We start from the raw sequence: 13,931 nt of genomic DNA on the forward strand, positions 1-13,931 counted from the left end.
AAACGGTATTGGCGATTCATGCGAGATTTACGCCTTCCATACTTTTATATTAGCAAACTTCTGCACATTGTATTAAAATGTTAATCATATGAATAGATGAATGCTGCAGGAGTGTGTCGAATGATAGAAGGGCCGTTTAAGCGTGTGACGGAAGCCACTTACCTGGCTACGGAGAAGAGTGATAAGTATCGGGCCATATTGCGCCACTTTTATATCCAGCATGAGCGGTTAAAAGAATTCCTAATGCCGGAAGAAGTATTCCTGCATTTGAAGGAATCGCCTTATTTCGATCGATATGATATGGAAGAGCTGCATAGTGATCTGGCGTCTCTGGTCAAATGGGGGAATTTGCGGGCGCAGCAAGAGAGCGGTAAGGTCAAGACGATTGAAGAATTCAAGAAGAAAAGATTCCGCTATCAAATTACACCGTATACGGTAGAATTCGAGCGGATGCTCATCCAATTCGAACACCAGTCTGAACAGTTCGGAGGCTCGCTGGAAAAAACGCATTTTGAACGGATGTATCAAACGCTGCAAGGGATCAAGCAATCAGCCGGCGAATCAGCCGAAGGCTGCGCGCAGCTATGGGATGACTTGCTGACGTATTTCAAAAAAATCACACAAAATACGTCAGATTATTTTGCCTACTTGCGCAGTGAGGATGCATCCGAGCAAATGAAGTCGGAGGCTTTTTTTCTATATAAGGATCAATTTACGCGGTATCTGCGAGATTTCATTATCAACCTGCAGCGTACAGCCGCTTCCATTCAAGATATGATGATTACCATGCCGCGTGAGGACATGCGTAGGTTTTTGCAACAGGTCGCTCGGCATGAGCAGAATGTGTTCCGATTCGATCGGATCGGCGATGAGAGAGATCATGTACATGAATTGGAAGCAACATGGTTCAACATTAAGGCGTGGTTCATCGGCGATGATGCCGGGGGAAGCCAATATGAGAATGTGCTTGAGCAAACGAATGAAGCGATTCGCAGGATGACGAGGATCATTCAGCGATTGGGCGAGCGCAGCTTGCTGCATCGAAGCCGCAAGGAGGATTATCTTCATCTGGCGGAATGGTTCTCGAACTTGCCGACGATCGAGGAAGCGCATAAGCTGTCTTCAATTGTATTCGGTCTGTCGCATACGAAGCATCTGTATGCTGATCATATCCCAACAGACGATATTTATACGGATGTGTGGGAAGAGACGCCAATGGCGCATGAACGCATTCCGAGAATCAGGAGCTATCGGGAGAAAACAAGAGCGAATGCGGTGGAGAGTCATAACGAGCAAAAGGAGAAAACCCGGACGGATTATTTGACACGGCGTATCTACGAACGCAAAGTCATTGAACAGTATTTGACGGGCAATACGTTAGAGCTGGAGCAATTGCCGATCATTGAGCCGTTCGTTCGCAAGCTGCTGCTTTCCTGGATCGGCAAGGCAATGGCGAAAGCGGACCGTACGATTAAAACGGAGTATGGCGATGAGGTGAAAGTGGAGCTGGACCGCACCCGCACAATTGTGCTGCAGGCCCAGGACGGGCAGATGGAAATGCCGGCCGTGACGCTCCGATTTAAAGGAAAGGAGAACGACAACCATGAGTATGCGTGAGGATGCCTTTGATGATCAAACGCAGGATGCGCTTGGTTTGTTGTTCGAGCAGTTCTGGATTTTGCGTGATGAAGAGCCGGAAGCCTACCGATTGATTCGCGATCGAGAGCTGAAGCTCAAGCGATATGTGCAGGATAAGTACGGGCTTGACCTGATCGTGCATCAGCACTTTGCGAAGCTGGAGAAAATTCCGGTGGTACCGCAGAGCTGGATGGGAATTCAGGCATTTCAGGAACAAATGGACTATGCGATCTTCTGCTGTGCGCTCGCTTATACGGAGCAGAAGGCAGTGGACGAGCAGTTCTTGCTGTCCGACCTGGCAGAACGAATTCAAGAGCTGTATAGGAGCGAGATTCCGCTAGACTGGACGCTGTATCAACACCGTCGTTCACTTGTGCGAGCTTTGAAGCAGGTGATCGAACTTCGCTTGATTAAAACGATTGATGGAAATCTGGAGCTGTTTCAATCTAGTGAAGAGGAGGAAGTGCTCTACGAGGTGACGGTCTATTCCCGTTACTTCATGAGATCCTACCCGGATGATTTGTTTAAGTTTCATACGATTGAGGAACTAATGAAGCAAGAATGGACCCGCCATCAAGAGGATCTGCGGAGGAAGCGGGTGTACCGCAGGCTGATGATGACACCGGTGGTGTATCGCACGAGTGAGGACGATGCTGATTTTTCCTATATCCGCAATTTCCGTAATCGATTGCGCGAGGACTTCGAGCAGAACACGCCATTTCGTCTGGAGGTATTCAAGAATGCTGCGATGCTGACACTTCCGGATCCGAAGAAGCGTTATACCCTCTTCCCGGATGCAAGCGGGATTGCAGATGTTGCGCTTCATACGATAGCGGTTATTCGAGAGCAGTTGGATGCTCTGACCGTCAATGAATTTGGCGAGCTTCGCTTGCCGCTGGCCCGGTTCCAGACGATTGTGAAACAAACGAAGGAGCAATACGGACATGGATGGGCGAAGAAGTACCGTGAGTTGTCCCTGGAGGCACTGTCTGGCGACATCATTGCATTGTGGGAGTCATGGGATATGGCGGCCATGGAGGAAGAAGAGTCGCATATACTGACCATTTTATCGGGGGCGGCACGGATGATTGCCTTCTATCCGAAGGATTATGAAGAGGAAGGGGATGCGGTGTAATGGCTGCTAAGTGGAAGCTGCATCGGGCGGGCTTGTTAAACTTCTGGTATTACGATAATGAAATTTTCACATTCCAGGATGGCAAATTATTGCTTCGAGGCACGAATGGCTCCGGGAAATCGGTCACCATGCAAAGTCTGCTGCCTGTGCTGCTCGACGGCAAGAAATCTCCTGACCGCCTGGATCCCTTCGGATCCCGATCGCGTCGAATGGCGGATTATTTGCTGGGCGAGAAGGAAGTCTCCAATCGCGATGAGCGAACAGGTTATTTGTTTATTGAATATAAGATGGAAGGTACGGAGCAATACTTGACAACGGGCATGGGGATGCAAGCGAAGCGTAATCAGCCATTGAAGTCGTGGGGGTTCGTCATTACAGACAATCGGCGCATCGGTTATGATCTCGAATTGTATAAGCTAGTGAACCAGAATGGCGAACGCAAGCAATTTCCCTATTCGCAGACGGAATTAACAACGGTGATAGGAGACGGCGGGGAAGTCGTCAGCTCCAATCAGGAGTATATGAAGCTGGTCAATCGGTATGTGTTCGGCTTCGAGACGATCGAAGCCTATGATGATCTGATTAAGCTGCTTATTCAGCTTCGCAGTCCGAAGTTGTCCAAGGACTTCAAGCCTACCGTTATCTATGAGATTCTGGAAGAAGCGCTGCCGCCGCTGACGGACGAAGATTTGCGTTATTTATCCGATTCCATTGAACAGATGGACCAGACGAAGCAGCAGATGGAGCAGCTCCACCGGGAAGTGAAGGCGTTAACGAAGCTGAAGGACGCCTATGAAGCTTATTCCGAACGAATCTTCGCCGATCAGGCGAAGGAATGGAAGCAGGCGGAAGCCCGGACGAAGAAGGAAGAGCAAGCAAGAGATGACTTAAGCAGACAGCTCGCTGAGCTTGGTGCGGCGTTAGAGATCAATCAGAAGCGAGATCGTGATCTGAAGATCAGACAAGATACGTTGCATGACCAGAGAAAACGCCTGGAGCAGCATGAGGTATTTCGGCTGGAGGAAGAGCTGCAGCAGAAGCTGAAAGATCGAGATGCGCTGGAGCTCGATCGGAAGCAGCAAACGAGCAAGGTTGACGCCAAGATGAGTAAGGAGCGAGACACTCGCAGAAGAATGGATGAGCTTGAGCTGAGCGTGGATCAGAAAGAGCGGCAATTAAGGGATGCTGTCGATGATCTGGATTACGAAGCCCAGGAGAGTGCATTCGCACAGCATGAGCTGAATGTGCAGGACTATGAACGGAATGAGGGCGGACCGTTTAACTTCGACAACTGGAAGCGGGAGCTGGAGGTTCATACGGCGAAGCTGGAAGCGGCGCTTGAAGAGCTGAGGCGTCGAGATGCCGTCATCCAACAATTTCAAGATAAGAACCGTGAGCTGAGCGAAGTGAAGCAGGCGCATGACGCCTTGCTTGAAAGTGAGCGGAAATGGCAACGACTGCTGTCTGACGAGAAGCAAGCCTTCATCCATCGGATTCATCTCTGGCTGGATGAACATCCCTATTATCAGGCGACGGATGCGGCTAGACAACAAATGATGCGCTTCGTGGATCAATTATTCATTGCGTATGAATATGAGGACGTGAAAGGGGTGTTCACCCCTTTCGTACAGGCGTATGAGGATCAGCTCCGAACGGATCGGGCCGATGCGATCACGAAGAAAGTCCAGGCTGAGAAGGAGCGGGAAGGACTTCAGTCCAAGTGGAATCAGGTGAACAAGCAACGGGACCCCGAACCGGAACGTCATGCGGCAACTATCGAAGCGCGTAAGCAATTGGATGCCAGGTCAATTGTGTACAAGCCCTTATACGAGCTTGTTGCGTTCAAGCCAGACGTGCCTTCAGAGGTGCAGAAGCGTCTGGAGAGCGCCTTGACGGAGACAGGACTGCTAGACGCATTGGTGACATCCGAAGCGATTGACTATCAGCATGATCGTGTGCTGCTGGCCGATCCTAAGCTGTTCACCTCCACACTAAGTGATTATTTACAGCCTGATACAGCGCAACGGGCGATACCGATGGAACAGATCGAGGTGATCTTGCAAAGTATTGAAATGAACGGGGATGCGCCTGTTCACTTTACGGAGGATGGAAGCTACCGTTTGGGCAGCTTGCAGGGGCATGCCTTGCCGCTGGATGAGGTGCGATTCATCGGACGAGAGGCCAGGAGACGCTATCGGGAGCAGCTGCTCGCAGAGCTTGAAGTCCAACTATCGGCATGCGATGAGCGCATATCCGAATGGGAAGCCCGGCGGAAGCAGCTGGATCAACAGCTGCAGCAGTCCCTGGAGGCATGGAAGCAATATCCGTCCAGCGCAGATGTAAGAACTTGCTTCAATGAACTGACGACTGTACGGGGCGAGATCCATCTCCGCGAGAAGCAGATCAACGAAGTGTCTGAACAGTTGGCGAGACTGGATCAGAAGCTGCAGGAATGCAAGCGGAAGCTCTATGAGCTGACTCAAGGCATCGAACTGGAGCTCAGTGCGGATGCCTATCAGCAGGCGCAGGCACAGAGCCGGCAATATGAAAAACAGCTGCATCACATTCATCGGGAGCATGAAAGCTGGATTCGATTGCTTGAGGATCAAAGACGGGAACAGGAACGGTTGCGAGATCTGCAGGCGGAAATTGACGAAGAGAGGGGTGAACTTGCTGTTCTGGAGGACAGGGTTGTGAAATTGGAGCAGCATATTGAAGATATTCAACAGCAGCAGCGGCTGAAGGGCGCCGAGGATGTGAGACGCGAGATTCAGAAAGTGGCGCAAGAGCTGTATGAAATCCGTTCCGAGCTGGAGCAATTGTCGAAAACGATTCCTTCTTTAGCTGTGAACCAAAGTAACACACAAGAAAAGCTTGCGGAACGGGAGGACTTGCTTGCCTTCTGGAATCAAATGAAAACGGCTTGGCAGGAAACGGTTCATAAGGAATGGAAGCGGGGTACGATGGCATCCCAGCGCGGTGTGATGGACGAAGCCATCATAATGGAATTCGCGATGGACAAAGCGACTAAGGACAAGTCTGTCTTGGAGGCAGAACTGACGAAGCTGTTCTATAACCTGCAGCCTGATCTGACCGAGCATAAAATAACGCAATTTACGGATACGCCAGATGTGCCTGACTGGATGAGGGAAGTGGATCGGGAGGAATGGAAGCCGGTCATTGAACAGTGGAAATCGAAAAACACGCGGAATATTATCGAATTCGATCAACGCGGCGTGAAGATATCGCCGGCTGTCTTGTATGAAAGTGTGTCCCGCGAGCTGGCTATTCAGGAAACGCGTCTGGATGAAATGGACAAGCAGCTTTATGAAGAAATTTTGCTCAATTCCGTAGGGCATAAGCTGAGAGCTCGCATTCGCCGGGCGGAGCAATGGACGGAGAAAATGCGAGGATTGATGGAAAGCCGGGATACGTCCTCCGGTCTGAAGTTCTCCATACGCTGGAAGCCGAGAACGGCCGAATCCGAGCAAGAGCTGGATACGCAAGAGCTGGTCACTCTGCTGAAGCAGGATGCGAATGTGTTGAATGAAGATGATCTGGGGCGGATTACGCGGCATTTCCGTTCCAAGATCGAGTCGGCCAAAGTGTGGCTTGAGGAGAAAGGCGAGGGGCAGACGCTGCTGCAGGTGTTGAAAATGGTGCTGGATTACCGCAAATGGTTCTCCTTTGTGTTGTACTATGAGCGTCCGAATGAACCGAAGCGGGAGCTGACCAATCATCATTTCTTCAAGTTTAGCGGCGGCGAGAAGGCGATGGCCATGTATATTCCATTATTTACGGCCTGTTATTCGCGTTACCAGGAAGCGGCGCCTAGCGCTCCTTATATCATCTCATTAGACGAAGCCTTCGCAGGTGTGGATGAGAACAACATTAATGAGATGTTCGAGATTGTGGAGCAGCTTGGCTTTAATTACATCATGAACTCTCAGGTTCTCTGGGGAGATTACGAGACGGTACATTCGTTAGCGGTAAGTGAGCTGGTCAGACCGAAAAATGCCGACTATGTCACGGTTATTCGCTACAGATGGAATGGACAAGAGCTGGCTTTACAGCTCAATGAAGAAGGTGAATTGAATGGACAGGAAGCTGGATGAAGCACTGGCGTACTTTAAGGAGAAGAAGGGGTTTAAATCCCTTTTTCTCCTTTTTCGCAAAAAATATGAATCACTTGGCAGATTCGGCGGATCGATTGACTTAGGGACATTTTCGGATCAAGAGGTGGAGGAGTTGGCCTTATTTATGGGCGCTTCCCCACATCATTTGATGAACAAGGGAAAGCTTATGCTGTCTGCGTTCGAGCAGCGTCTGCAGCAAACTCGCTTCGCCGGTATTTCCTTGCTTGAACTGCTGGAGGCTTATGATGGTCAGAAACTGCAATCCAGGAAGGCTGTGAAAGCGGAGCAGACGGCAGAGCAGCTGGCCAGATTGGCTGATTATCGTCGCAAGTATCCGCAGCTTTCCGATTGGTTCGTCTATGTGGAAGGTCGAACAAGCGATACCCATTGGATATGGCGGCTGTTGCTAGAACCCGAATTTGCAGCGGATATGGACATACTGGCGCAAGCCTACTCGGCATTGCCTGACGCCATTGAACGATATCCCTTATTTAGTCAACGGGTCACCGGCAATCCGCATGCGCTGGACCCTGCTGCAGGGAGAGGCAAGCTCTGGATTCATCTGCTGCATGTGATGGCTGGAGGACAAGGTGCTATGCCGTCGCAGGCGGAATCGTTGAACGAGCTGCTGCTGCAGCATAACCTGCTAAGGGATGACATTCAGAATTTCGTGACCCAGGCGAACTTGCTTGCCTACATCGGTGATCGAGAGCACCCCGTATGGCGAGCTGCAGCTGAAGAGAACAGTGTCTTGAATGTGCCCATGCGGGAGCTGTTGAAGGTGGACAGGGTCATTGCAGCTGGAGCAGGTGAGTCAGCCAAGTCAGCGAACGTATACATTGTTGAAAATTCAGGCGTGTTCTCTGCCCTGTTGGATGAAGTGCCGGACGCCCCGCTGATCTGCACGCACGGTCAATTCAAGCTGGCAGGATTACAGCTGATGGACATGCTGGCTTCCGCAGGACATACCCTCCATTATAGCGGGGACTTCGATCCGGAAGGTCTGTCGATGGCGATGCGGTTCAAGCAAAGATATGGTGCGCAAGGGCGCGTGTGGCGTATGACGACAGAGGAATACTGGGCATCAATACCCGTGGTGGAACTGGGAAGCAGAACGGCGAAGCTGGATGCGATGGAGCATTCGGAGCTGGGCGAAGTGGCAGCAGCGATAAAAGGAACAGGAAGAGCCGGCTACCAGGAAGGCATATTAGGCTTGCTGATTGAGGATCTGCAGAGAGTGACTCAATAGTTGGATTGCGAGGCCAACGATATCTCCGCCCGCGCTCCTCAGATGCGGACGCCGCATAAACCGGCAAACAAAAAACGAGTGTTGAGAGTTGCCCCCACGGCGAAACGGTTCGCAGACTCTTCTACACTCGTTTATTAAGTTATTTTCTAATTGTTTTCAATGCAGTAGACCAAGCTACAACCTCATCCAACATTTTTTGAACTGTTTCTTGATGAAACGCCGCTGGTTTAAAGGTTCTCATTTCTTCAAAATCAGTAAAAAGATTTAGTGCTGGTTGTGTTCCTACCGTTGCAACTTGTGGCACCGTTAGAATCAATCTTAACTGCTGAGCTGCTGTGGTCCCACCAGCAGAACCATAACCTACAATACCAGCTGCTTTATTATTCCACTCCACATATAAATAATCGATGGCATCTTTCAAGCCAGACGTAATCCCTCTATTATATTCCGGTGTTACAAAAACAAATCCATCGAGTTCACTAATTTTTTCAGACCAAACTTTTGCTTCTGGAGTTTGATAGTCCTTTGTCATAATAGCAGGAACAGATTCATTGTATCTTGGCAGGTTGTAATCTTTAATATCTACCAACTCAAATTCAGCATCTTTTCTTGTGTCTGCAATTGATTTCACCCATTCTGCAACTTGTACATTCACTCTTGCATCTCGAGTGCTTCCAGTAATGATACCGATTCTAATCATAAATATATTCCTCCTAAAATTGGTTTAACAATGGTATCTTCGCTTGCTTTTCCAATGACATTCTATATTTTTTTCTTTATAATCGAATTTTAGGCCATCATAACAATCAACAACACCAATAGTTCTGTGTATTTGTCGTTTATACAACACATTTGAGAATTTGTTTAAAAAGTAGGAGTGACAACAAAATGACTCAAGCAAAGACGGACCCCCGAGTTTTACGTACCCGCAAATTAATTATGGATTCATTCATTAAACTTTCAGGGGAAAAGGAATTCAAGAGTATTACCATAAAGGATATCACTTCTGAAGCGATGATTAATCGTGCAACTTTTTATTATCATTTTGAAGATATATACGACTTATTAGAGAAGGTATTGTCTGAAGTATTATTAGTTAATCTGAATTATGATTTCTACCAAAATAGCGAACTAAATGAAAAAACTTTCGTCAGCATTTTTAAAGCGATAACAAATTTTCAAAAGTCATTATCCAATCGATGCCATAGAGATTATGAAGATACCATTGCCCGTATTATTAGAGAACAGCTTGAAATCATTTTTTACAAAATGTTGTTCAAACAGAATAAAGCGAAAGAAGATAAAACTTTAAAAATAACTGCTGTCATATTAAGTTGGGGAATCTACGGCGCCTCTATAGAATGGAGAAGGAATAGTAAAGCATCTCCAGAGGAATTTATCAAATTAGTCATTCCTTCTGTTATGTATGGGATAAGCCGTTGAAATTCCTTGAGGCCCAGCATGGATATTCAAAAACGTTCCGTCGGGTATATCACCAGGTAGATCTATTTCTTGTTCATTTCTCTATATTCGGTCGGCGTAAGCTTGACCAGCTTCTTGAAATTCCGATTGAAATTCGAAGCATTACTGTAGCACAGGCTTTGTGCGATGTCCCCGATTTTCATTTCGGTTTCCGTGAGCCACTTCTTGGAAATCTCAATTCGGTATTTGGCGAGGTAGTCGATAAAGTTTGTTCCGGTGTCCTTCTTGAACTCCCGACCGACATACCCGGGATGATAGTTCATACTTGCAGCAAGCATTTCAAGACTTAGTTCCTTGTCGTAATTCCGTTGTATGGTTTCGATCATCACCTGCGTAATATTAATGTCCCGGCGTTGCTGTTGTTCCTTGGTCCACTCAAGCAATGGCGTCAATACTTCGGCGTCGAACCACAGTCGAAATTCTTGCAGGGTATGCATGCCCTGCAAGATGTTGGAGGAAAATATATCTTCCCGAAATACGGCCTGCACTGAAGCGCCGTAATCCTGCACCACATACCGGTCAAGCTTCTGAACAAACGCACAAGAAACGCTTGATAATCATAGTAGCTCACATGCTTTTCGAAAAACCTGGAAATCATCTGCTCCAGATGATGCAGGGCTTGTTCATGATCCAACTGGCGAATGGCTTCTGCAATGGCAATTTCCAAATCCTTGGGGTAACGCACTTGATCCAAATGATCCGTTTCCGCCTCATCGATAAACAGAATCGACTCCTGTCCCAGCCGAATCCGGTAGGTTAGCGCCGCCAAGCTGTCCTGACGAGCTAACGGAGCCTGAGAGAGCTGGCTGAAGGTTCGGCTAATGCCGATGCTTATTTTTAACTTTAAATAGTGACGCAGGCACTTATTTTCAACAATCGGATGGCAGTTCGCCCGAAGTCATCACAACGTTGAATCTCTCCGTATATACGTTGCTCGGTACCCAGGTGATGTCCAGATCGACTCCTGTCGCTTTCTGAAGCGCTGCCATCAATTCGTTGTCATCCTCGGGAGGCAATTCTCCATGAAAGGTGTTCATCATCGTAATAATTTTGGGTGGAGCCGCGGGTTTCTCCGAGCCGCCTCCGACGCAGGCATTCTTTGAGGCATTCGAGCCCGACGGCGATGGGGGGCTTTGCGCTCCTTGATTGCTGTTGCTGCATGCGGCTGCGAGCAGCGTGATAGCGATTAGTGCGACCAGCGAACGAAGACCCCATGTCTTTTTTGATTGTGAGATCTTCTTTATTCCTCCTAAAATGATTCATTTTTATGTTAAAGATGCGATGTCGACGCGCAACGATCTCATTCTTTAACAGAGCCTAACAGAATTCCGCTTTTGCAAGAAGGGATAAACGATCGGAATCGGCGACAGTGATACATCCTGCGCGGTGCTCTCGCCCAGACCCGCGACCGTAATAAATATGGTGATCATCAAACTGTGGAGCAGCAGGTAGTTGGAGATAATGTATTGATAAGCCGCCGTCGTAAACTGCTTCGGGACGAGTAGAAATTTGGACTGCATATAGTCCTGCTGTGTCGCGAACGAGGTGGCGATTACATGAACGAATGGCAGCACGGTAATCAGCGAGAATAAAATCAGCACCATAACGTTGATGCTATCAAACAGACGGTTTCCTAAACCCCGATAGATCAAGCAACCTCCTCCTTTCCGGATGAATTGAACCAGTGACACGTTAGAAGAGACCTTCTTCGCCGAAGCGCTTCGCCAGCTTATTGGCGATGATCACCAGAATGAGGCCGACAAGACCTTTGAACAACCCGATGACAGTTCTGTAGCTGAACTGTCAGTTAAGCAGCCCGATCCGATGCACGTAAGTATCGAACACTTCTCCGATTTCCACGAGATGAAATGTGGAATGTAAATCATCGTTTGGATGTAACGCTTTTACTCAAGAAGGCGGCAATTGACCATTTCTTCATTTTTGGCGTTTCAAACATCCAGTGAGCTAATCTCATCAAGCAAACAAGCTTGCTTTTGAGACAGCTCCTTAAAATCGCAATTCGCTGCAGGACAGTCCTATCGCCCTTTCAAAGAGAATCAACCTTTGATAGCTCCGATCATAACGCCCTTAACGAAGTATTTTTGCAGCATCGGGTACAAGCAAAGGAGCGGAATCGTCGCAATGATAATAGTGGCGTATTTGATCGTTTCCCCAATAGGGATTTTATCGAGACCGCCTACCCCTGAGATCGGCCGCCGTTGAAAAACATCGTGAATACAATGATGAACATAATCGGATTTTTCCACATCACATTACGTCTGGATAATGCATATGCGCCCAACGAAGTCATCAATATATTCAGAGAAGTTCCGACAACAACAATAAAGATCGAGTTGGCATATCCAGTATAAATATCAGGATTTTTAAATACCAGCAGGTAGGTTTCGAACGTAACCCCTTCTGGCCACAAAATGAGTCCGCGTATCTTCACGATTCATTCCGGCTCGCTAAAAGAAGCGATTATTAGTACATACATATAGAAAGGGATACAGCGTCGTACAAGACAATAAAAATAAGAAGAACAGATTACTCGCATCAAATCGTTTTCACCCAGACTCCGTTGCAATGTCATGACTTCTCGCCTTTACCAAAGTGGTCATAATGCCAGGAAGCATGACATGGAATGTCTGTCTCCATCGGCTAGCACCATCTACTCGAGCAGCTTCGTATAAGGAAGGATCGATGCTCGACATTGCAGATAAGTAAATAATAGAGCTCCATCTCTAATGTGACAAATATTGGATGGAGTGTAGGCGGTTCGGAACCAGCCGCTGTCGCCCAGGAAAGGGGTGTGCTCAAGGCCGAGAAAAGCAATTAAATCATTAATCAAGCCATCGCGCGCCAGGAAATCGACCAATATACCGCAAATAACGATGATCAAGATAAAATGCGGCATATATGTAACGGTCTGTACCAATCGCTTGAACTTGTTGCTGCGCAGCATCGAGAAGGCCGCATATACGGTTCTGCCTATACGGGCGAGTTATGGCGTTATGATCCTGCAACGGATGCCGATCATGATTTGAAGGTTTGCTTTCTCCGACCGGGACATTATTCTTATGCAATAATACCGACGGAGAAATGATCGAACTGGATCCTGAATCTCTTGAGGTCAAACGGCACGGCTTTGTTCATCTCCGGCCCGAATACCCGTGTCAACGGATTTCTGGCGCTTCCATTGGAGGGCTTACAGCCGATGAGAATTTTGTCCTTTATTATGGATTAGACAGCTTTCACGATACGAATACGATGCGGTTGGTCAGATGGGATATCTTGAACGGCAAGAATGTTGTTTGACGATACGGGAATTCTGCCCAGATTAATGACATGCGCCTCTGGGGAATCAAGCTTAAGACCGTCAACGATTCGGCAACTTTTATCCTTGTTATTCCATACCAATATTTTCCCGGCACAATCGGACACAAGCAGCTCATGATCGCTGAGTTCGCCCACAATCTTTTCAATATGCCAATCATCTGAAAGCTGCCCGGCAGAAACAAGCGGCACTTCGGAGAAGCTCCCGGCCATCGTTCCTTCGATTAGAGGCAGAGCGTTCAAGGCTACCATCACGGGGGGAACAGTGCTTGAGAACGGCAGTATTCTCGCAGGTACGGCGGATGGGATTCTGTTTTTGCTGGATGGGAATTTCAATTGGACGCGGTCGTATGGAAGACTTTATGCAAGCGGCAGCTTGAGAGAGTTCATATCTGCAGGCAATGGACGAGTGTTCGGCATATACGGCGACGAGAAGGATGCCGGTCATGTGTTCCGATTCTCGGAGCAGGAAGGATTGGTGGATCTGGGGAGGGCTAGAGTCATTAGAGAAAATGCGGAGCAGCTTAATCTCGATACAGAATGGGCCAATATCCACTATATAGGCGTACTGGCTTATTGGGCTGCGGATGATAGGCGCGCAGGCTCTTTCCTTATATTTAAGGAGCGGTTTCGATGATGGCTGTACTTTTCTGAAACCGCATTCAAAATTTTAGAGGGAGGATGAGTTATGAAGAGAGTATCGGCAGTGCAAAGGATGAAATCTCCACCCCCTATCTCAACCTTTTTGTATTTTGCGACAGGCAGGGTTGATCACAAAGGGGCTGGAAGCAGGTAATATAATAAGGTGAGCTTGATAGAAAGGATGATGAGCAGTTGAATGTACATAAGATCAGTAGCGTTGCATTAAACTTGACATGGATTGTGCCTCTAATAAGTCGTTCTAAATTGTGCTAAATATGTTAAATATATGTGGTTCATGACAGAAAAAAAGCTC

At 47.9% G+C, this 13,931-nt stretch carries 12 protein-coding genes and 2 pseudogenes; 6 read left to right on the top strand and 8 right to left on the bottom strand.

The window, feature by feature from the left end; translation table 11 throughout:
• The first annotated feature begins 120 nt into the window (after positions 1-120).
• Genes ACFQ2I_RS20220 through ACFQ2I_RS20235 form a run of 4 tightly spaced genes read left to right on the top strand, consistent with a single transcriptional unit; the run spans position 121 to position 8,158 of the window.
• Positions 121-1,617 (top strand): TIGR02677 family protein, encoded by a 1,497-nt coding sequence (locus ACFQ2I_RS20220; protein WP_377567481.1) that lies wholly within the window; start codon positions 121-123, stop codon positions 1,615-1,617.
• Positions 1,604-2,773, top strand: a complete 1,170-nt coding sequence (locus ACFQ2I_RS20225) for a TIGR02678 family protein (RefSeq protein WP_377567483.1) — start codon at positions 1,604-1,606, stop codon at positions 2,771-2,773. The genes ACFQ2I_RS20220 and ACFQ2I_RS20225 overlap by 14 nt, the downstream gene beginning before the upstream one ends.
• Entirely contained in the window at positions 2,773-6,888 is a 4,116-nt protein-coding gene (locus ACFQ2I_RS20230; RefSeq protein ID WP_377567485.1) for a TIGR02680 family protein, read from the top strand. Before ACFQ2I_RS20225 ends, ACFQ2I_RS20230 begins: the two co-directional genes overlap by 1 nt.
• Complete coding sequence (locus ACFQ2I_RS20235) at positions 6,869-8,158, top strand: TIGR02679 family protein (RefSeq protein ID WP_377567487.1); 1,290 nt, start codon at positions 6,869-6,871, stop codon at positions 8,156-8,158. Before ACFQ2I_RS20230 ends, ACFQ2I_RS20235 begins: the two co-directional genes overlap by 20 nt.
• Positions 8,159-8,297: 139 nt before the next feature.
• Here ACFQ2I_RS20235 and ACFQ2I_RS20240 read toward each other — a convergent pair whose 3' ends face one another.
• Positions 8,298-8,858: an NADPH-dependent FMN reductase gene (locus ACFQ2I_RS20240; protein WP_377567489.1), complete on the bottom strand. Its 561-nt coding sequence runs from the start codon at positions 8,856-8,858 to the stop codon at positions 8,298-8,300.
• A gap of 188 nt (positions 8,859-9,046) precedes the next feature.
• Between ACFQ2I_RS20240 and ACFQ2I_RS20245 the strand changes: the two genes are divergently transcribed.
• Positions 9,047-9,601: a TetR/AcrR family transcriptional regulator gene (locus tag ACFQ2I_RS20245; RefSeq protein WP_377567491.1), complete on the top strand. Its 555-nt coding sequence runs from the start codon at positions 9,047-9,049 to the stop codon at positions 9,599-9,601.
• A gap of 62 nt (positions 9,602-9,663) precedes the next feature.
• On the opposite strand, the gene ACFQ2I_RS20250 is transcribed toward ACFQ2I_RS20245, so the two are convergent.
• The 7 genes and pseudogenes from ACFQ2I_RS20250 to ACFQ2I_RS20280 all read right to left on the bottom strand — a co-directional run bounded on the left by ACFQ2I_RS20250 (position 9,664) and on the right by ACFQ2I_RS20280 (position 13,219).
• On the bottom strand, positions 9,664-10,128 hold the full coding sequence (locus ACFQ2I_RS20250; RefSeq protein WP_377567493.1) for a helix-turn-helix domain-containing protein: 465 nt from the start codon (positions 10,126-10,128) through the stop codon (positions 9,664-9,666).
• Between the two features lie 819 nt (positions 10,129-10,947).
• Entirely contained in the window at positions 10,948-11,292 is a 345-nt protein-coding gene (locus ACFQ2I_RS20255) for a hypothetical protein (protein WP_377567495.1), read from the bottom strand.
• Positions 11,293-11,332: 40 nt separating this feature from the next.
• Positions 11,333-11,497, bottom strand: a pseudogene (locus ACFQ2I_RS20260) (sugar ABC transporter permease); the annotation flags it as partial.
• Between the two features lie 200 nt (positions 11,498-11,697).
• Positions 11,698-12,233, bottom strand: a pseudogene (locus ACFQ2I_RS20265) (hypothetical protein).
• On the bottom strand, positions 12,208-12,354 hold the full coding sequence (locus ACFQ2I_RS20270; RefSeq protein ID WP_377567497.1) for an ABC transporter permease subunit: 147 nt from the start codon (positions 12,352-12,354) through the stop codon (positions 12,208-12,210). The pseudogene ACFQ2I_RS20265 and the gene ACFQ2I_RS20270 overlap by 26 nt, the downstream one beginning before the upstream one ends.
• Positions 12,312-12,605 (bottom strand): hypothetical protein, encoded by a 294-nt coding sequence (locus tag ACFQ2I_RS20275; protein WP_377567505.1) that lies wholly within the window; start codon positions 12,603-12,605, stop codon positions 12,312-12,314. Before ACFQ2I_RS20275 ends, ACFQ2I_RS20270 begins: the two co-directional genes overlap by 43 nt.
• 278 nt (positions 12,606-12,883) lie before the next feature.
• Complete coding sequence (locus ACFQ2I_RS20280; protein ID WP_377567499.1) at positions 12,884-13,219, bottom strand: hypothetical protein; 336 nt, start codon at positions 13,217-13,219, stop codon at positions 12,884-12,886.
• 22 nt (positions 13,220-13,241) lie between these two features.
• Between ACFQ2I_RS20280 and ACFQ2I_RS20285 the strand changes: the two genes are divergently transcribed.
• A complete protein-coding gene (locus ACFQ2I_RS20285) occupies positions 13,242-13,613 on the top strand; it encodes a hypothetical protein (RefSeq protein WP_377567501.1) in 372 nt (123 codons plus the stop codon).
• The last annotated feature ends 318 nt before the right edge of the window (positions 13,614-13,931 follow it).

This window comes from Paenibacillus chungangensis (assembly GCF_042675905.1).
Classification (GTDB): domain Bacteria; phylum Bacillota; class Bacilli; order Paenibacillales; family Paenibacillaceae; genus Pristimantibacillus; species Pristimantibacillus chungangensis.